Raw genomic sequence first — 22,955 nt, 5'->3', positions numbered from 1 at the left:
AACAAAAAAGTAACAAACATTTAAAATTTTCTTGCGACAATAAAAAGGGCGCAAAAAATATTTTGCGCCCTTTTTATTTCAACACTTTTCAGTTTATAAAACTATTTTGAAATAATCATGAGGTTGTGAATTTTCTTTCCATTATTTGACAACAACATGACCCTGTACATTCCCGATGTATGGAATTTAAATGCTTGCTCGGAAACTTTTATCAGATGAGTAAGTTCCTTGATCTCAAAACTCCAAACTTCCTGTCCAAGCATGTTAATTACTTTGACGGTTCCCTGATCTACAGGCTGATCAAATTGAATTTCAAATTCACCTTCATTCGGATTCGGCACCAGAATAAAATCATATTCTCCTTTTGGTTTAGATAATGCAACCTGGGTATCTTCCTGCTCATCGTAAATGTATTCGACCACTTCTTCTCCGCTGTCTCCATTTGTAAACCCTTCACCACACGCCTTACATGGTCCCAAATGTAGATTTGGACCTTTGTCCCTGAGATAGGTTGTGTACAATACACATCTTCTTGTGCACTGCCCATTGGAGGCAATTGATGCAACATATACTCTTTGTGGTATGGTACCACACTTCCATGAACTTAAGATGTTGGCAAAGGTAGGTGGATACTTACAATCAGGTAAACCATCACCATTGTTGTCCACCGAATCGTCACCATTCGGACATACATCGCATGCATCACCAACTTTATCACAATCACTGTCCATCTGATTAGGATTTGGATTATTAATACAATTGTCACAAGGATCATAGATGCCATCGTTGTCTGAATCATTTGTGATGGTAACTATGGAGGTGCATGTAGAAGAATTACCATTTACATCCGTCACTGTCACCGTAACTGTTGTGTTCTTCGGACTGTCGCAATTAAATGTATTTGGCACGACGACTCGAGTCAATATACCGCAATTGTCTGTATTGCTTAACAATACATCTAGAGCAGTTATGGTCTTCATCTTTGACTGAGGAAGTGCAAAACTCAAATTCTTACATACAATTTTTGGTTTAACATTATCAATGATAAACAATTTCGATGTACAGGTGTCAACTAATCCACTAGAGTCTATAACCGTAAGTGTGACTATTCTGAATGGAATATCATCACAGGTATAAGTATATCGGTTCAAGAACCTGGTCTGAATTCCACAATTATCTGTCGAATTGTTATCAATCGTGTCCACCGTGATGGTTTTCATTCCGGTGGAATCCAAAACAATTGTATTGTTTTTACATCTAGCTTCAGGTGGTTCAATTTCATAAATATCCACCTTCACAAAACAAACTGAAGTGTTTCCACATGCATCAGTAGCGGTCCATTTAATGGTATCCTTTCCTACTTTGAACTGATATCCATTCAAGGTATGTGAATTATTCAGATCGTTGGTAATGGTTACGGCAGAATCCTGACATAAGTCATAAGCAGTCGCATCAAACTCTGTGTTGACAACTGTGTAGTAACATTTTGTTGAATCAGCCTTTCGAACCTGGACATTTGTTGATGGACAAGTAATGACAGGACCAGTTGAATCTTTGACTGTAATTACTTGCTTTCCGGTTCCGCTGGATGAATTTCCGCAATTGTCTGTGACGATCCAGGTTCTGAAAACTTTCGAAACACAATCACCTGCGTCCAAAGAATCCTTATAAGTAAACGAAGGATCTGCATCACAAGGATGATTTATGTTTGAAGGATAACCGGTCTTATCCGGTCCGTCATCAAAGGCACAAGCTTCATATTGCTTGCTAATTCTGACCTGGAAGTTATCGATAAACAATTCCTTCGTTTCATTATTGGATCCACCACTGTACCTCACCCTGATGTAAAGGTTGCTAGGATTCGCTACCCCAGGAATTGCGGCAACGCATTCCACCCAATTTCCAATAGTAAGAGGAGTAGAACTGAAATTATTCCATGTTGTTCCGTTGGTACTGTAATCCATCAACAAGGTTGTTGCACTGCCGTTACTTTTTCGCTGAGCCTGAACGTAAACTTCAAAATTAGTACAGGAAGGAAGCGATCTGCCGGCAAGATTAAACTGCCAGTGGCCTGCAATCTGAGAATTCGTGACTTTAAGACCTTTTCCTGCTATTGAATTTAAAGTAAAGGCCTGAACCCCTGTAACGACACCTGTTGTACTCATGTAAAGATTCGAACTGGTATCTACCACAGAAGTAATTCCAGGATATAGGTATGGTGAAAGGCTTGGATAAGAAATCCCTTTGTTAAAATCATAATTGACAATGGTCTTGCTGGTTGCAGAGGCAGAAGAAGATTTGAAAATAGTAATATCAGGTGGCAAAGTGAATGTTGGTTGGACCGTATTCACCACCGTAATGATCTGCATGCATTCATCTGTTTTATTACACTTATCCACCGCGAGCCAGGTTCTGGTAATAACATAATCCCCCGGGCAATCACCATATGTGATTTGGTCATCATAACTTACATTCGGAGTACCGTTGCATCCATCGACTGCGGCAGGAACGCCTGTGTTGGAAGGTAGCGTTGATTCATCACAATCAATGGTCACATCAGGAGGACAAACGATCTGAGGATCCGGTATGGTTTCCACCGTAAATGTAGCAGTGCAGGATTTAGGAACATCACAATCACTGGTTACTGTAAATGTGACAGTTTTCGATCCACCGCACTCATTTGGTGCTCCGTTATTATTGTTACTCACCACCGGATTGCATCCACCGGTTATTAAAACTCCATTCAACCAGTTGTTAAACTTGGTATTGATTTCATTTTGTGTTTGACAGGAAACTTCCGTTACATTGTTTGGACAAGTCACTGTCAGTGGTGAAGTTAAAACGGTAAATGTTGCGGAACAGGTAGAAGCACCGGCACAACTACTCGTAGCTGTAAAGACCACTGTAGTAGTACCTCCACAGAAATTCGGTGCACCTGAATTATTATTGGTCACTACAGGATTACATCCACCGGTTGTATTTACCGTGCTCAACCAGGTTGCAAATTTATTGTTGATCTGAGCTTGTGTCTGACAGGCTGCTTCGGTAACATTTACAGGACAAGTCAATGTAAGGTTTGGCGCATTGTCAACTGTGAAAACTGCCGAACATGTAGAAGAACTTGCACAAGAACTGGTAACCGTAAAAATAACCGTTGTGGTACCTCCGCAGAAATTTGGAGCGCCAACATTATTATTGGTGACGACCGGATTACAACCACCTGTTACATTCACGGTTGCAAGCCAGTTGGCAAATTTGGTATCAATCTGCGCTTGAGTCTGGCAAGCAGCTTCTGTTTGATTGACAGGACAAGTCAACACAACTCCCGGTGCAGGATTTACGATAAATGAAGCAGTGCAGGTACTGGATGGTTCACAACTGCTGGTCACCGTAAATATTACAGCACTGGTTCCTCCGCAGAAATTTGGAGCTCCTGTATTATTGTTGGTAACAACAGTGTTGCATCCCCCCGATACATTGATTGTTGTTAACCAGGTTGCAAATTTGGTATCAATCTGTGCCTGAGTCTGACAACCCGCTTCTGTCTGGGTAAATGGACAGGTGACACTTACAGGAGGTGCAGGATTTACGGTAAAAGTAGCGCTGCAAGTTCTCGGTACTTCACAAGAACTGGTTACGGTAAAGGTCACCGTTTTGCTTCCTCCACAGAAATTAGGAGCTCCGGTATTATCGTTACTGATAGTCGCATTACAGCCACCACTGAAATTTACAGTAGCTAGCCATGTTGCAAATTTGGTATCAATCTGAGCCTGCGTCTGACAGGCAGCTTCTGTTTGATTGGTCGGACAAGTAAGGTTTACCGGAGAACTAAGCACTGTAAAGCTTGCACTGCAAGTTTTAGGCGCATCACAATCACTGGTCAGTGTAAAGGTTACCGTTGTGGTTCCTCCACAGGCGTTTGGTGCACCGGTATTGTTGTTGCTGAACATGGTGTTACAACCACCGGTAGCAGAAACGGATGCGAGCCACGTTGCAAATTTGGTATCTATTTGAGCCTGGGTCTGACAAGCTGCTTCGGTCTGATTTACCGGACAAGTAAGTGTAGTCGGCGACCCGGAAACGGTAAAGGTAGCTGAACAAGTTTTAGGCGATTCGCAATCACTGGTAGCAGTAAATGTTACCGTGGTAGTACCACCGCAAGCATTTGGAGCTCCGGTATTGTTGTTGCTGATAGTAGCATTGCAGCCACCATTGAAAACTACTGTATTTAACCAGGCTGTAAATTTAGTATTGATAACTGCCTGGGTCTGGCAAGCAGCTTCAGTTGCATTCGCAGGACAAGTCAATACCACTGCAGGCGCAGGATCCACTGTAAAGGTGGCTGTACAGGTCTTAGGCACTTCACAATCACTTGTTACGGTAAATGTAACTGTTTTGCTACCGCCGCAGAATGAAGGAGCGCCCGTATTGTTGTTGCTGATGGTAGGATTACAACCACCTGAGAAAGAAACTGTTCCAAGCCACGTATTAAACTTTGAATCAATTGATGCTTGGGTCTGACAAGCCGCCTCGGTCTGATTAACCGGACAATTTAACACAATCAGAGCTGTAGGATCCACCGTAAATGTGGCCATGCAGGTCTTAGGAGCCTCACAATCACTTGTTACTGTGAATGTGACGGTTTTGCTGCCACCACAGAAGGATGGCGCACCTGTGTTGTTATTGCTCAGAGAAGAATTGCAACCGCCATTGAAAGAAACCGTTCCCAACCATGTATTGAACTTTGCATCGATGGCAGCCTGGTTTTGACAAGCAGCTTCTGTTGCATTTGTAGGACAAGTCAAGTTAACCGGTGTGGCCGGAGAAACTGTGAAGGTAGCAGTACATGTTACATTTGGTTCACAATCACTTGTAACGGTAAAAATGACTGTTGTGGTGCCTCCGCAAAAAGATGGCGCACCGGTATTATTATTACTGGTTTGGGTATTACAACCTCCACTAACTGAAATTGAATTCAACCACATGCTGAATTTAGAGTCAATGATTGCTTGTGACTGACAAGGACCTTCAGTTTGACTGACAGGGCATGTGACACTTACCGGTGGAGCAGGGCTCACGGTAAATGTAGCCGAGCAAGTCTTTGGAGCTTCACAATCGCTGGTCACAGTAAATGTAACAGTGGTGGTTCCTCCACAAGCCAATGGTGCACCGGTATTGTTGTTGGTGAATACAGGATTACAACCGCCGGTTGCGGAAACTGTGGCCAACCAGATGGCGAATTTAGAATTAATGGCAGCTTGCGTCTGACAAGCTCCTTCTGTCTGATTGACCGGACAGGTTAATACGACTACAGGAGCAGGATTTACAGTAAAGGTTGCCATGCAAGTCTTTGGACCTTCACACGAACTGGTAACGGTAAATGTTACAGTCTTGCTTCCTCCACAAGGACTTGGATTTGGTCCGGAATTATCATTGGAAAGAGTTCCGTTACATCCTCCTGAAAAAGAGGCCGTACCTAACCATATGTTGAATTTGGCATCGATTTGGGCCTGCGTCTGACACGCGACCTCATTTTGATTTACCGGACAGTTTAACACTACCGCCGGGGCAGGACTTACTGTAAAGGTTGCCAGGCAAGTTTTAGGTGTTTCACAATCGCTGGTCACCGTAAACGTAATACTCTTACTTCCTCCACAGAATGATGGGTTTGGACCGCTGTTGTCGTTGGATAAGACAGCATTGCAACCTCCTGTAAAATTCGCAGTAGCCAACCATGCATTAAACTTGGTATCTATTTGTGCCTGCGTCTGACAAGCTGCTTCGGTCTGATTAACCGGACAATTTAAAGTCACCGGAGAACTCAATACCGTAAAGCTTGCAGTGCATGTTTTAACAGGTTCGCAATCGCTGGTGACTGTAAAATTAACCGTTTTGCTTCCACCACAATGATCAGGATTTGGTCCTGTGTTGTCATTGCTCAACATACCATTGCATCCACCACTGAAGGTTGCAGTTCCCAACCATGTATTGAATTTGGCATCTATTGCTGCCTGGGTCTGACAAGCTACTTCGGTTGCATTGATTGGACAAGTTAAAACTACTGCCGGTGCAGGGGTTACTGTGAAGGTAGCGGTGCAAACCTTATTCGGTTCACAATCACTGGTAACAGTAAAAGTTACAGAAGCAGTTCCACCACAATGATCAGGAGCTGTGGTGCTGTTGTTACTCATCATCGCATTACAACCTCCACTGAAATTGGCTGTTCCCAACCAGGTATTGAATTTATTATTGATATCAGTTTGAGATTGACAGGCTGCTTCTGTTGCATTCGCAGGACAGTTTAAGACTACCACAGGTGCAGGGGTAACTGTAAATGTTGCGGTGCAGGTTTTATTTGGTTCGCAATCACTCGTTACGGTAAATGTGACAGAAGCCACTCCACCACAATGATCCGGAGCTGTCGTACTGTTGTTGCTGAGCATTGAATTACACCCTCCGCTGAAACTGGCAGTTCCAAGCCAAATATTGAATTTATTGTTGATATCTGCTTGAGTTTGACAAGCAGCTTCTGTGGCATTTGCAGGACAGTTTAAGACTACTATTGGTGCAGGATCCACTGTAAAGGTTGCTGTACAAGTTTGATTCGGTTCACAATCGCTGGTCACCGTAAAAGTGATGGACGCAGATCCACCACAGGCATTTGGCGCCGTGGTGCTGTTGTTGCTCAGCATTCCGTTGCAACCACCGGTAAACATTGCTGTACCCAACCAGGTATTGAATTTTGCATCGATCGCTGACTGGCTTTGACAAGCAGCTTCTGTTGCATTTGTAGGACAAGTTAATACTACTGCAGGGGCCGGGTCCACTGTAAATGTGGCTGTACACATCATAGGATCTTCGCAATCGCTGTTTACTGTAAACGTAACAGTTTTACTGCCTCCACAATGATCCGGGGCAGGGCCTATGTTATCATTGGTCAACACACCATTACAACCACCTGTATACATGGCTGTTCCCAACCAGGTATTGAATTTGGCATCGATTGCTGCCTGGGTCTGACAAGCTACCTCAGTTGCATTGATTGGACAAGTTAAAACTACCGCCGGTGCAGGATCAATGGTAAAAGTAGCCGTACAGGTTTGGGCAGGTTCACAATCACTGGTAACAGTAAAAGTTACACTCTTGCTTCCTCCGCAATGATCCGGTGCAGGGCCGCTGTTGTTGTTGCTCAGCATTCCATTACAACCACCCGTAAACATGGCTGTTCCCAACCAGGTATTGAATTTTGCGTCGATTGCTGCCTGGGTCTGACAAGCTGCTTCGGTTGCATTAATCGGGCAAGTTAACACTACCGCAGGGGCTGGAGTAACCGTAAACGTTGCCGTACAAGTTTTATTTGGCTCGCAATCGCTGGTCACTGTATAAGTAACGCTCTTGCTTCCACCACAATGATCCGGTGCAGGGCCACTGTTGTCGTTACTCAAAACTCCATTACAACCACCTGTAAACATTCCTGTACCTAACCAGGTACTGAATTTAGCATCTATTTGTGCTTGCGTCTGACATGCTGCTTCTGTTGCATTGATTGGGCAAGTTAAAACTACTGCCGGTGCAGGGGTTACTGTAAACGTTGCCGTGCAGGTCACATTCGGTTCGCAGTCACTGGTCACCGTATAGGTTACACTCTTACTTCCTCCACAATGATCCGGTGCAGGGCCACTGTTGTCGTTGCTCAGCATGGCATTGCAGCCGCCGCTAAAGCTGGCCGTTCCCAACCATGCATTAAACTTGGTATCTATTTGTGCTTGTGTCTGACATGCTGCTTCCGTCACATTCGCAGGACAGGTCAACATCACTGCAGGTGCAGGAGTAACTGTAAACGTGGCTGTGCATGTTACATTCGGCTCGCAATCACTGGTCACCGTATAGGTCACGGATGCCACTCCCCCACAAGCATTTGGCGCGGTGGTGCTGTTGTTGCTCATCATACCATTACAGCCTCCTGTAAACATCGCCGTGCCTAACCAGGTATTGAATTTGGTATCGATTTGTGCTTGTGTCTGACACGCTGCTTCCGTTACATTCGCAGGACAAGTCAACATCACCGGTGGTGCCGGATCTACTGTAAACGTCGCCGTGCAGGTTTGATTCGGTTCGCAGTCGCTGGTCACCGTATAAGTCACGGATGCTACTCCTCCGCAATGATCCGGGGCCATGGTACTGTTGTTGCTCATCATTCCGTTACAGCCGCCTGTAAACATCGCTGTGCCTAACCACGTATTGAATTTTGCATCTATTTGTGCTTGCGTCTGACACGCTGCTTCCGTTACATTCGCAGGACAAGTCAACATCACCGGTGGTGCCGGATCTACTGTAAACGTCGCCGTGCAGGTTTGATTCGGTTCGCAATCGCTGGTCACTGTGAAAGTGATGGATGCAGATCCACCACAAGCATTTGGCGCGGTGGTGCTGTTGTTGCTCATCATACCATTACAGCCGCCTGTAAACATCGCTGTGCCTAACCAGGTATTGAATTTGGCATCTATTTGTGCTTGTGTTTGACAAGCTGCTTCCGTTGCACTCACAGGACAAGTCAACATCACCGGTGGTGCCGGATCTACTGTAAATGTCGCCGTACAGGTTTGATTCGGTTCGCAATCGCTCGTCACCGTAAAAGTGATGGATGCAGATCCACCACACGCATTTGGCGCCGTGGTGCTGTTGTTACTCATCATTCCGTTGCAACCTCCTGTGAACATCGCAGTGCCCAACCACGTATTGAATTTTGTATCTATTTGTGCTTGCGTCTGACAGGCAGCTTCTGTTGCATTTGTAGGGCAGGTCAACACCACTGCAGGCGCAGGGCTTACTGTAAACGTCGCTGTACACGTTTGATTCGGTTCGCAATCGCTCGTCACCGTGAAAGTCACACTCTTATTTCCTCCACAATGATCAGGGGCAGGGCCGCTGTTGTCGTTGCTCAGCATGCCATTACAGCCACCTGTAAACATCGCTGTGCCTAACCAGGTATTGAATTTTGTATCTATCTCCGCTTGGGTCTGACAAGCAGCTTCTGTTGCATTTGCAGGACAGGTCAACATCACCGGAGGTGCCGGATCTACTGTAAACGTTGCCGTACAAGTCACATTCGGTTCGCAATCGCTGGTAACCGTATAAGTCACACTTTTGCTTCCACCACAATGATCCGGTGCAGGACCGCTGTTGTTGTTGCTCAGCATAGCATTACAGCCACCACTAAAACTGGCCGTGCCCAACCATGCATTAAACTTAGTATCTATTTGTGCTTGTGTCTGACACGCAGCTTCCGTTACATTCGCAGGACAAGTCAACATCACCGGTGGTGCCGGATCTACCGTAAACGTTGCCGTGCAGGTCACATTCGGTTCGCAGTCACTGGTCACCGTATAGGTTACACTCTTGCTGCCTCCGCAATGATCCGGTGCAGGACCACTGTTGTTGTTGCTCATCATTCCATTACAGCCGCCGGTAAACATCGCAGTACCTAGCCAGGTATTGAATTTAGTATCAATTTGTGCTTGTGTCTGACAGGCTGCTTCCGTTACATTCGCAGGACAAGTCAACATCACCGGTGGTGCCGGATCTACGGTAAATGTTGCCGTACAGGTCACATTCGGTTCGCAATCACTGGTAACCGTATAGGTCACAGATGCCACTCCTCCGCAATGGTCTGGAGCCATGGTACTGTTGTTGCTCATCATACCATTACAGCCTCCTGTAAACATCGCAGTGCCTAACCAGGTATTGAATTTGGTATCTATTTGTGCTTGCGTCTGACATGCTGCTTCCGTTACATTCGCAGGACAGGTCAACATCACCGGTGGTGCCGGATCTACTGTAAACGTCGCTGTGCAGGTTACATTCGGTTCGCAATCACTGGTCACTGTATAGGTCACAGATGCCACTCCTCCGCAATGATCCGGAGCCGTGGTACTGTTGTTGCTCAACATTCCGTTGCAGCCTCCTGTAAACATCGCTGTGCCTAACCAGGTATTGAATTTGGTATCTATTTGTGCTTGTGTCTGACAAGCTGCCTCTGTTACATTCGCAGGACAAGTCAACATCACCGGTGGTGCCGGATCTACTGTAAACGTCGCCGTACAAGTTTGATTCGGTTCGCAGTCGCTGGTCACCGTATAAGTCACGGATGCTACTCCTCCGCAATGATCCGGGGCCATGGTACTGTTGTTGCTCATCATTCCGTTACAGCCGCCTGTAAACATCGCTGTGCCTAACCACGTATTGAATTTTGCATCTATTTGTGCTTGCGTCTGACACGCTGCTTCCGTTACATTCGCAGGACAAGTCAACATCACCGGTGGTGCCGGATCTACTGTAAACGTCGCCGTGCAGGTTTGATTCGGTTCGCAATCGCTCGTCACCGTAAATGTGATCGATGCAGATCCTCCACACGCATTTGGCGCCGTGGTACTGTTGTTGCTCATCATCCCATTACAGCCGCCGGTAAACATTGCTGTTCCCAACCATGTATTGAATTTGGCATCTATTGCGGACTGGCTTTGACAAGCAGCTTCTGTTGCATTTGTAGGACAGGTCAACACCACTGCAGGCGCAGGGCTTACTGTAAACGTCGCTGTACACGTTTGATTCGGTTCGCAATCGCTCGTCACCGTGAAAGTCACACTCTTATTTCCTCCACAATGATCAGGGGCAGGGCCGCTGTTGTCGTTGCTCAGCATGCCATTACAGCCACCTGTAAACATCGCCGTGCCTAACCAGGTATTGAATTTTGTATCTATCTCCGCTTGGGTCTGACAAGCAGCTTCTGTTGCATTTGCAGGACAGGTCAACATCACCGGAGGTGCCGGATCTACTGTAAACGTCGCCGTACAAGTCACATTCGGTTCGCAGTCGCTGGTAACTGTATAAGTCACAGATGCCACTCCTCCGCAATGATCCGGGGCCATGGTACTGTTGTTGCTCATCATACCGTTACAGCCTCCTGTAAACATCGCAGTGCCTAACCAGGTATTGAATTTTGTATCTATTTGTGCTTGTGTCTGACACGCAGCTTCCGTTACATTCGCAGGACAAGTCAACATCACCGGTGGCGCCGGATCTACTGTAAACGTTGCCGTGCAGGTCACATTCGGTTCGCAATCACTGGTTACCGTATACGTCACACTCTTGCTTCCTCCGCAATGATCAGGGGCAGGGCCACTGTTGTCGTTGCTCAGCATGGCATTACAGCCGCCACTAAACATCGCTGTGCCTAGCCAGGTATTGAATTTGGTATCTATTTGTGCTTGCGTCTGACACGCTGCTTCCGTTACATTCGCAGGACAAGTCAACATCACCGGTGGTGCCGGATCTACTGTAAACGTCGCCGTACAGGTCACATTCGGTTCGCAATCACTGGTAACCGTATAGGTCACAGATGCCACTCCTCCGCAATGATCCGGAGCCATGGTACTGTTGTTACTCATCATACCATTACAGCCGCCTGTAAACATCGCAGTGCCTAACCAGGTATTGAATTTGGTATCTATTTGTGCTTGCGTCTGACACGCTGCTTCTGTTACATTCGCAGGACAGGTCAACATCACCGGTGGTGCCGGATCTACGGTAAACGTCGCTGTGCAGGTTACATTCGGTTCGCAATCACTGGTCACTGTATAGGTCACAGATGCCACTCCTCCGCAATGATCCGGAGCCGTGGTACTGTTGTTGCTCAACATTCCGTTGCAGCCTCCTGTAAACATCGCTGTGCCTAACCACGTATTGAATTTGGTATCTATTTGTGCTTGTGTCTGACAAGCTGCCTCTGTTACATTCGCAGGACAAGTCAACATCACCGGTGGTGCCGGATCTACTGTAAACGTCGCCGTGCAGGTTTGATTCGGTTCGCAGTCGCTGGTCACCGTATAAGTCACGGATGCTACTCCTCCGCAATGATCCGGGGCCATGGTACTGTTGTTGCTCATCATTCCGTTACAGCCGCCTGTAAACATCGCTGTGCCTAACCACGTATTGAATTTTGCATCTATTTGTGCTTGCGTCTGACACGCTGCTTCCGTTACATTCGCAGGACAAGTCAACATCACCGGTGGTGCCGGATCTACTGTAAACGTCGCCGTGCAGGTTTGATTCGGTTCGCAATCGCTCGTCACCGTAAATGTGATCGATGCAGATCCTCCACACGCATTTGGCGCCGTGGTACTGTTGTTGCTCATCATCCCATTACAGCCGCCGGTAAACATTGCTGTTCCCAACCATGTATTGAATTTGGCATCTATTGCGGACTGGCTTTGACAAGCAGCTTCTGTTGCATTTGTAGGACAGGTCAACACCACTGCAGGCGCAGGGCTTACTGTAAACGTCGCTGTACACGTTTGATTCGGTTCGCAATCGCTCGTCACCGTGAAAGTCACACTCTTATTTCCTCCACAATGATCAGGGGCAGGGCCGCTGTTGTCGTTGCTCAGCATGCCATTACAGCCACCTGTAAACATCGCCGTGCCTAACCAGGTATTGAATTTTGTATCTATCTCAGCTTGTGTTTGGCAAGCTGCCTCTGTTGCATTTGCAGGACAGGTCAACATCACCGGTGGTGCCGGATCTACTGTAAACGTGGCCGTACAAGTCACATTCGGCTCGCAGTCGCTCGTAACTGTGAAGGTAACAGAAGCCACGCCACCACAATGATCCGGGGCCATGGTACTGTTGTTACTCATCATGGCATTGCAGCCACCATTGAAACTGGCTGTTCCCAACCAGGTATTGAATTTATTATTGATGTCAGTTTGTGATTGGCAAGCTGCCTCAGTTTGATTTGTTGGACATGTGAGCATAACAACCGGAGCTGCTGTAACTGTGAAGGTCGCAGTACAAGTTACATTCGGTTCGCAATCGCTTGTAACGGTAAAAGTTACTGAAGCCGATCCTCCACAAGCATTTGGTGCAGCACTGCTGTTGTTGCTGAGCATGCCATTACACCCGCCGGTAAACATCGCTGTTCCCAACCAGGTATTGAATTTTGCATCAATCGCTGCTTGTGTTTGACAAGCTGCTTCAGTTGCATTTACCGGACAAGTTAAATTAACTACTGGTGCAGGTGTTACCGTGAAGGTAGCCGTACAAGTTTTATTTGGTTCGCAGTCGCTGGTGACTGTAAAAGTTATTGAGGCCACACCACCGCAATGATCTGGTGCCATGGTGCTGTTGTTGCTCATCATAGCATTGCAACCACCACTGAAATTGGCTGTTCCCAACCAGGTCGTGAATTTAGCATCAATCGCTGACTGTGTTTGACAGGCTGCCTCTGTTTGATTGGTTGGGCAATTAAGAACTACTACAGGTGCATCAGTCACGGTAAAAGTGGCCGTACATGTTTTATTTGGTTCGCAATCGCTGGTCACTGTAAATGTTACCATTTTGACACCGCCGCAGGCCATTGGAGCACCTGTATTGTCATTCGTCAAAACCCCATTGCAACCACCTGTAAACATGGCTGTCCCCAACCAGGTATTAAATTTAGCATCAATAGCTGCTTGGGTCTGACAGGCCGCCTCCGTTTGATTGGTTGGGCAGGTAAGCACAACTATCGGCGCGGCAGTCACTGTAAAGGTGGCTGAGCAGGTTTTAGGACCTTCGCAATCGCTGTTGACGGTAAAAACCACCGTTTTACTTCCACCACAGGCCATCGGCGCGCCGGTATTGTCATTGGTCAAAACTCCATTACAACCACCCGTGAACATGGCGGTACCTAACCAGGTCGTGAATTTTGCATCAATTGCAGCCTGTGTTTGACATTCTGCTTCGGTTTGATTGGTTGGACAGGTCAACACTACAGCGGGTGCAGCTGTGACCGTAAATGTAGCCATGCAGGTTTTAGGACCCTCGCAATCGCTGGTTACTGTAAAGGTTACGGTTTTGCTGCCACCACAAGCCATAGGAGCGCCTGTATTATCATTGGTTAAGACTCCATTACAGCCGCCCGTGAACATGGCGGTACCTAACCAGGTTGTGAATTTTGCATCAATTGCAGCCTGTGTTTGACATTCTGCTTCGGTTTGATTGGTTGGGCAGGTCAATACCACAGCGGGTGCAGCTGTGACCGTAAATGTAGCCATGCAGGTTTTAGGACCCTCGCAATCACTCGTTACTGTAAAGGTTACAGTTTTGCTGCCACCACAAGCCATTGGAGCACCTGTATTATCATTGGTTAAGACTCCATTACAGCCACCTGTGAACATGGCAGTTCCTAACCAGGTGTTGAATTTGGTGTCAATTGCAGCCTGAGTTTGACACTCTGCTTCTGTCTGATTGGTTGGACAAGTCAACACAACAGCGGGTGCAGGGGTAACTGTAAAGCTTGCAGTACATGTATTATTGGGTTCGCAGGTGCTAGTTACCGTGAAAGTCACGTTGGCTACTCCGCCGCATTTATCAGGAGCACCGCTGTTATTGTTACTTAAAGTTGCATTGCAGCCACCACTGAAACTGGCTGTTCCCAACCATGTATTGAATTTAGTATTGATGTCTGCCTGTGACTGACAAGCAGCCTCCGTTTGATTAGCAGGACAAGTAAGCATTACAACCGGAGCAGGTGTTACTGTGAAGGTAGCGGTACAGGTATTGTTGGATTCACAAGAACTGGATACCGTAAAAGTAACAGTAGCAACCCCACCACATTTATCTGGTGCGCCGGAATTATCATTGCTCAGCATTGAATTACATCCACCGCTGTAACTGACGGTTCCTAACCAGGTATTGAATTTTGTATTAATTTCTGTTTGTGTCTGACAAGCTGCTTCGGTGGCATTTGTAGGGCAAGTCAGCATCACCGGAGGTGCAGGATCTACGGTAAAAGTCGCCGAGCAGGTATTGTTGGATTCACAAGAACTGGTCACCGTAAAAACTACCGTTTTAGTTCCACCGCATGCCATCGGTGCGCCACTGTTGTCATTGCTCAACATACCGTTGCAGCCACCTGTAAACATGGCAGTTCCTAACCAGGTATTGAATTTTGTATCGATTTGTGCTTGGGTCTGACAGGCTGCTTCGGTTGCATTGGTAGGGCAAGTAAGCATCACTGAAGGTGCAGCTGTTACCGTAAAGGTAGCTGTGCAAGTTTTAGGACCTTCACAATCACTGTTCACCGTAAAAATTACCGTCTTGGTTCCACCACAGGCCATTGGTGCTCCGGTATTGTCATTGGTTAAGACGCCGTTGCATCCACCGGTGAACATGGCAGTTCCCAACCAGGTGGTGAATTTAGCATCAATTGCTGCCTGTGTCTGACAAGCTGCTTCGGTTGCATTTACAGGACAAGTCAATACAACTGCAGGTGCTGCTGTGACCGTAAAGGTCGCCATGCAGGTCTTGTTTGGCTCGCAGGTACTGGTGACAGTAAAGGTAACCGTTTTGCTTCCCCCACAAGCCATTGGGGCGCCGTTGTTGTTATTGCTAATGGTTGCATTGCATCCACCTGTGAACATGGCCGTTCCCAACCATGTATTGAATTTAGCATCGATTGCTGCCTGTGTTTGGCAAGCTGCTTCAGTTGCATTTGTAGGACAGGTCAACACAACTACAGGAGCTGCTGTAACCGTAAAGGTCGCCATGCAAACCTGATCATCTTCACAATCACTGGTAGCCGTGAAGGTGACTGTTTTACTTCCCCCACAAGCATCCGGTGGACCTGAATTATCATCCGTTAATTCTGTATAACATCCGCCTGAAACCTGAACAGTTTCCAACCAGGCATCAAATGCAGCATTCACTGCACCCTGTGTCTGGCAAGCAATGAGGGTGGTATCATTAGGACAAGTGAGTTCAGGACCTGCAATTGGGACTACTGTAATAACCTGCGTACAAACGCTTGTATTCCCACAGGAATCCATAGCAGTCCATTCTCTTAAAATAGTATAATCACCAGGACAAGTTCCCGGGAGTATGCTGTCAAGATGAGTGACTAAAACCATTGTATCGTAACAGAATTCAAAGGCGGTAGCATAGCCGGTTGAATCCGGATCTGTGGACTGCTCACAATTTACAGTCACATCAATCGGACAAGTAATTATTGGCTTGAGGGTATCCAGAATGGTGATGATCTGGGTCGCAGTGTCCATATTCTCACAATCATCGATCACGGTCCAGCTTCTGAAGATTAAAGTTTCCGAAGAGCAGGTTGGTCCTTCCTGTATGGTGTCCACATAAAAGACTACCGGATGCTTGTCACAATTGTCCTTGACATTGGTTGGCCATCCTGTAATAGATGGGTCGGCATCATAGGCGCATGAATCAAAATTCATTTGCGCATTCACCTGGAAGTTATCCATCAGGAATAATTTATCTCCTACTCCTGTTCCTCCCGAATAAGTAACTCTTAAATATAATTTCGAAACTCCATTAACCGGAACAGTAGCGGTATCTTCCTTCCATTGACCCAAGGTTAATGGGAAGGAATTGTACCTGAACCAGGTTGTATCATTAAAACTGTAATCAAAATGGCAAGTATCTGCAGCACCTGCCCCTTTCATCAAGGCTTGTGAATAAACCTTGATGTTACTGCACAGCGGAAGATAAAATCCACTCAAATTAAACTGCCAATGACCCGGGCGATCACTGGTGTCAACCCGCATGGCTCTCCCGACAAATGAATCTACCGCAAAAGCCAATGGTCCCGTGATGGTTCCGGTATCTGTAAGGAATACATTCGAACTGGAATCCACTTCAGACAAAATTCCAAAATACAAACGCGGGTATAATTTAGGATACGAATTTCCTCTGTTGAAATTATAATTAACGATGATGTTTGTGTCTGCACTGACACCACCTTTATAAAGTGTTGTATCGTTGGGAATATCAAAAGTTGGTTTGGTAGTATCTAAAACAGTAATCAACTGGGTGCCCATTTCTGCATCATTGCCACAACTGTCCTGCAGTGACCACATCCTGTAAATAAGGTTAGAACCTTCACATGGTTCTACTACTACTGAATCACAGAAAGTTGCTAATAAACCCGTAGCACAGTTATCACTTTCATCCGTTACATTGCCGGTAACATTCGGTGAGGCATCATAGCCACAGCACAATTGCGCTCTTACCTGTAAGTTGTCTATATGCAGACTCTTTGGCGATCCTACACCCGGAGTTGTATAACTAATTCTTAAAAATAAACTATCCGGGCTGTTGACACCAGGAATGGTGGCAGTGTCCTGAACCCACATACCTGTAGTAAGTGTTTTTGTTCGGAAAATATTCCAGGTGGAACCGTTGAGACTGTATTCCATGCGCAATACATCCGCACTTCCTAAACCTGCCTTGTACCCTTGTATGTGTACTCCAATGTTGCTGCAATTTTGCAGCGTTTCTCCCTTGATATTGAACTGCCAATGTCCGGCAGTTTGTGAACTGTCCACGGTCAAACCGTTGCCAGCGTCTGGATTATTGGTGTAGGCAAATGTTCCCGAATTAGTTCCGGGCACTTGCTTAAATGGATTTGAAGAGGCGTCTACTTTTACACTGATGCCCGTAAATACTTGAGGACACAAAGCATCATAATCTGATCCTCCATTAAAATCATAATTTACAATTACCGCAGTATCCGGAATGTCCGGGCTTTTATAAATGGTGATGTCTGCTGGAACTGTAAATGTCGGTTGGATGGTATCGCTGACCGTTATCAACTGAGTTTTAGGGGTGGCTGCATTGTTGCAATCATCGAGTAACGTCCATTTTCTATAAATCTTTGTTTCTCCCTGACATGACCCAACCACAGTGGAATCTGCATACATGGCATCTAGACCAACACTGCAATTGTCCATTTCATCTGAGACTGTTCCGGTAATGCTGGTGTCGGCATCATACATACATGTTTCATCTACATAAATGGTGATGTCTGCTGGTTTGCTGAAGGTAGGTTTCGTGGTATCCTGCACTTCAATAATATGAATAATGTCTACGCTGGTATTGTTACAGGCATCTGTAACATTATATGTTCGGGTAATTACGATCGGACAGGTACCGGCAACTTCATCTGAACTGCTAACCGTTAGAGCAGCATCTACCGTACAGACGTCTGTGATCATTAAATTTCCCGGAAGGGCTTCCAATTCTGCTACCGTCGTTTTCGGCGCAGGCGCAGCACTTTCTGAGCAACCATTTACTACCAAAGTATCCAGAGATCCGGTTACCATAGGAGGTGTGGTGTCATCGATGCTGATCATGTGAATGATCCCTGCCGTCATATTACCGCAGGCATCCGTTATTTTATAGGTTCTTTTGATTAAAATTGGGCAGGTACCGGTAACTGTATCGGTACTTGAAACCAACAATAACGAGTCAACGGTACACGCATCGGTTATCGTCAGATTTCCAGGTAAGGATTCCAGATCTGCGACTTTGGTTTTAGCAGCAGGGGCGGCTCCGGCGTTGCATCCTTCAAGAAACAAAGTATCCAGCATACCACTGACTACAGGTACCGTATCGGTAAGTACTGTAAATGAAGCCGTACAAGTCTTGTTGACATCGCAGGAACTGGTAAGAGTAAAAGTAACTGTCTTCACACCACCGCAGGCATTTGGAGCGCCGTTGTTGTTGTTGGTGATGACCGGATTACAGCCACCTGTTGAACTGACAGAGTTCAGCCAGTTAGTGAATTTTGTATTGATGGCAGCTTGTGTTTGGCAAGCCGCTTCGGTCACATTGGAAGGACAATTTATTACTGCCGGTGTAGCGGCCGTTACAGTAAAGGTGGCTGTGCAAGTCTTATTGGCCTCGCAGGAACTGGTTACCGTGAAGGTCACTGTTTTCGAACCACCGCAGGCAGAAGGGGCTCCTGTGTTGTTGTTGGACAATACTCCGTTGCAACCTCCTGTGAAGTTGGCCGTAGCCAACCAGGTGGCAAATTTTGCATCAATTTGAGCCTGCGTCTGGCAAGCTGCCTCTGTTACGTTCGCAGCACAATTCAGGACTACCGGTGTGGCGGCAGTAACGGTAAAAGTAGCCGTACAGGTTTTATTGGCTTCGCAAGAACTGGTCACCGTGAAAGTAACGGTTTTGGACCCACCGCAAGCAGCAGGTGCGCCAGTATTGTTATTGGAAATGGTAGCATTGCAACCTCCAGTAAAGTTGGCGGTGGCCAGCCAGGTGGCAAATTTTGCGTCAATTTGTGCCTGAGTTTGGCAGGCAGCTTCGGTAACGTTTGCAGCACAATTGAGCACAACGATAGGCGCTGCTGTCACAGTAAAAGTTGCCGTACAGGTCTTGTTGGATTCGCACGAACTGGTAACGGTAAAGGTAACTGTTTTAGAGCCCCCGCAAGCAGCTGGAGCCCCAGTGTTGTTGTTGGATAATACCGCATTACAACCACCGGATTTGGTGGCTGTGGCTAACCATGTGGCAAATTTTGTATCAATTTGTGCCTGAGTCTGGCAGGCAGCTTCCGTAACATTGACCGCACAATTCAGGATTACTCCGGCAGGTGCAGGTACGGTAAAAGTGGCAAAGCAACTGTCCGCACCGGAGCAGTTACCAGCGGCAAAAAACTTAACTGTTTTGGTGCCGCCGCATTTATTGGGTGGGCCCGAACTGTCATTGTCTAGGTCTGGGTTACATGGACCGGTAATAGATGCTGAATTGAGCCAGTTGTTGTATAAGGTATCCACATTGCCCTGTGTGAGACAGGAAGCGATGGTCGTATCGTTTGGACAAGTAATCTCCAGATCAACCATGGTATCCTGAACTGTGAATGTAGAAGTGCAAGTTGTCACTAGTGGAGCGCAACTACTTGTATAAGTCCAAGTGACGGTTGCTGTGCCTCCACATCCGGGTGGGGGGCCGGAATTATTATTAGATAATACTCCATTACAACCTCCTCCTCCAGAAGCTTCAGCCAACCAAGTATTAAAATGCGCAATTAGTGAATCTAGGGTTTGGCAAGTTTCTTCTACTTTAGCTATAGGGCAGTCTAATTGAACCAAACGGTAATCTTCAATTTCTCCATTTGTTGCAGGTATATAAGCCCTTTCATCCTTTATTGCTGTATTCACATCGTCCAAAAGTGTGTTTGTGGTCAGCCTCAGTCTAAGGTATTTTGTAGTGTCATTCCCAGAAATTGTTACATTATTAAATGTCACTGTCCGAGTTCCATTAAAACCATTTGGAATGGTGTCAATTTTAACTTCATTGCTTTGAAAATCTTTATCTCCATTTAAATTAACCCAGGTATAAAGAAAAGCATTTCTGCCGGTGGTGTTGTAAATACTGTCCACAGAAAAACTAATGTTTTTTGGCCCCCCCTTTGAAAGGGCAGTGGGATTAATAACTGCTTTTTCATCATCAATTCCTGTTGAATTGTCTCCTCTTGCCTCCCAGTTAACTGTTGCAGTAGAATCAGAATCTATAGAACCTAATCTCAAATTCTCGCAATCTAATGTATGATAGGGAGTTGATCCAAAATCAGCATCCCCATAATCCACTACTACGATAGAGGTAATACCTATTTGAAATAAAACGTGCGAGTCCTGAGTTCCGTTTTGTTTATTTAAATCAAAACCTCCTCCTCCAACTACAGCTGGAGTATGACTAACACTATGTGTTGTAGTCCCCACATAAATATTTGACCCATTTACGAATAAATGATTTGCACCCCGGGGGACACCAACATTCCCTAAATAATCATCCTGTGATCCCCCAACATAAGTTCCATATATCAGAATGTCTAAAAGGTTCGTAAAACCGGCAAAAAACATATCTCGCCCGCCATTAAATGAATTGTCAATAAATGGTTCATTGTTCAGGTTCTTGGTAGGCAATCCTGCGCCATTGACCGTTCCCCAAATGAGCAAAAAGGTAGTGGTTACTCCCCCACCACCACAAGAAGTTTGAGTTACTTGTTTAATTCCATTTCCTAAATCTTCAGAACCCGTTCCATAAAAGGTTGCTTTATAAGAGGCCGCACCGCCTACATCGCTAACTCTTCCTACGATGATATCACTGAGACCACCGTTATAGGTGTTGTCATACACATTTGTTGATACAGGAAAACCATTTGCAACAGCTCCAGTCCAATATAAGTTATTTCCATAATTTTCAATATCAAAAATTCTGTCATTTCCTGTTCCTCCAATTTTATCCAAATAACTCATCGTTGTCCCATTGCTACTGAGGACACCAATGATACCGTCATTGTCTGCCCCTCCTGAAGCTGCTGCCGCACTGTTAACTTCTCCAAGAGCTAAACTAGCCCCCCAACCAGCGAAAGTAATCCGTCCATCTGGGAAAACTTCAAGATCGTTAAAAGTTTCTGCTGATGAACCCCCAACATAAGTTCCCCAACTTAAAGTGTTAATCCTATTAAACTTACACAAATACATATCGGTACTTCCATTATAAGTAATATCATAGGCAGCCACAGGGACATATGTCGCACCAAGATCACCGGCTGTTGTTAATCCACATACATAGGTTGTGTCAGTTAAAGCCTGAATTGAGGTTACTCCAAGAAGATCTGCATTATTTGAACCGAGGTAACTGCCATAATGAAGTACATCAAGGGTTTTAGAAAAAACAGCAATAAACCCATCATGCGTCCCTCCTCGAACTCCATCAAAAGCATTTGCTGTATTAGGTAAATCCATATTTGTATAACCACCAATAAAAACCCTGTCTGGAGAAAGACTTAAAGCCTGAGCTGCGTTTTCTTGGTTGGCATTAATTGTCGCTGGCCCATATAGGGTAAGATCCAGCAAATCAGTGCCAGTGGAGTTAACTCGGTACAAAACAGAAGTTCTCCTTCCTGAGTTCGATCCACCATTAAGGCCAGTCATTGTGTTCCTGTAACCATCCGCATCATAAGGTATTGATGTTAGTAAGGTCTTGTTAGTGGCTCCGGCACAATACATTATTCCACTTAGCGTATCTAATTGGATTGCAAACAAATACTCATCAAATAAATTACCTGTAATGTCCCCATCCATATAGGTACCCCAAACAAGTGTCGGATCAATGATTAATGGGTATTGAGCATCTATTTCTGAATCGGTTTTGAAAGAAACTAGATTATGTCCAGTTTCTGTAAATTTAAAATCTACCTTTTTCTTACCTAATGGTGTAACTTGATAAGATTCAGGGATATTGAAACCCACTTCTGTAAACCTAAGTTTCACTTTTATATTTCCATTTTTATCGATTTTAAGTTTGTCCTGACCTTCAAAATTCATCTGGATATCTCTGTAATCTGCGCCTGGTTTTATTATCCAATCAAACTCCATAGATCCATTTTCATCACTATACAATCTTAAATCAATACCTTTAAAAACTTCTTCCAAGGTTAATTCTTTAGCTGCCTTAATTCCTGTAAACCAATCTTTTGGATTTGATCCTGTGATAAAGTTATAGTTAGTATTAAAATTATCACCCAGTTTTATTATTGGATTAATATTTGAATTTAAAAAATTAATTGAAAAATTATGTACTCCAGTTAAAATTTGTTCACTTTCAATAATGGGCTTTTCACCTGTAATCCCCTCAAGAGAATCCTTTTTTATAAAAACAAAATCATTTGCTGAAAATCTTATCCTATTGCGTTCAATGAAAACTGAACCTTGTTTACCTTCTAAATAATAAAGTACATCTGGATTAGGTAATTGCCCTTTGTTTTGCATAAATTTCAGAGACTGGGCATTTTGCTTAAGAGTGCTTTTTACTTGATTTTCCAATTCAATGGAAACTTTGTTTGACTCTTGTGCACCCAAATCAATTAAAATGATTAAAAATAATGTTATTAAAAAACAAATTCGAAATTTCAAATTTGATTTTAAAAACTCAATTAAATTAGAAATAAAATGCCAACTTTTCATAATAAAAATTAAATAAAATGAATGCTGAGCAGCTTGTATACTTTGTCGGATGAACGGCGAATTGGGAATTGACCCGTCATTCTGAAGCGAACCAGAATTTTTAACAAATGCGTACAATTTACTCAT

The 22,955-nt window shown here is 45.2% G+C and carries 1 protein-coding gene; it reads right to left on the bottom strand.

The features are described 5' to 3' along the window. Positions 1-101: 101 nt before the first annotated feature. Complete coding sequence (locus IPJ53_05360; GenBank protein MBK7798517.1) at positions 102-22,955, bottom strand: T9SS type A sorting domain-containing protein; 22,854 nt, start codon at positions 22,953-22,955, stop codon at positions 102-104.

This window comes from Candidatus Vicinibacter affinis (assembly GCA_016714365.1).
In the GTDB taxonomy this organism is placed as follows: domain Bacteria; phylum Bacteroidota; class Bacteroidia; order Chitinophagales; family Saprospiraceae; genus Vicinibacter; species Vicinibacter affinis.
This window is presented reverse-complemented; position numbering and strand designations above follow the sequence as displayed.

Coding starts and splice junctions, on each gene's coding strand:
- IPJ53_05360 (MBK7798517.1), bottom strand. CDS start 22,955: ATGAGTAAATTGTACGCATTTGTTAAAAATTCTGGTTCGCTTCAGAAT.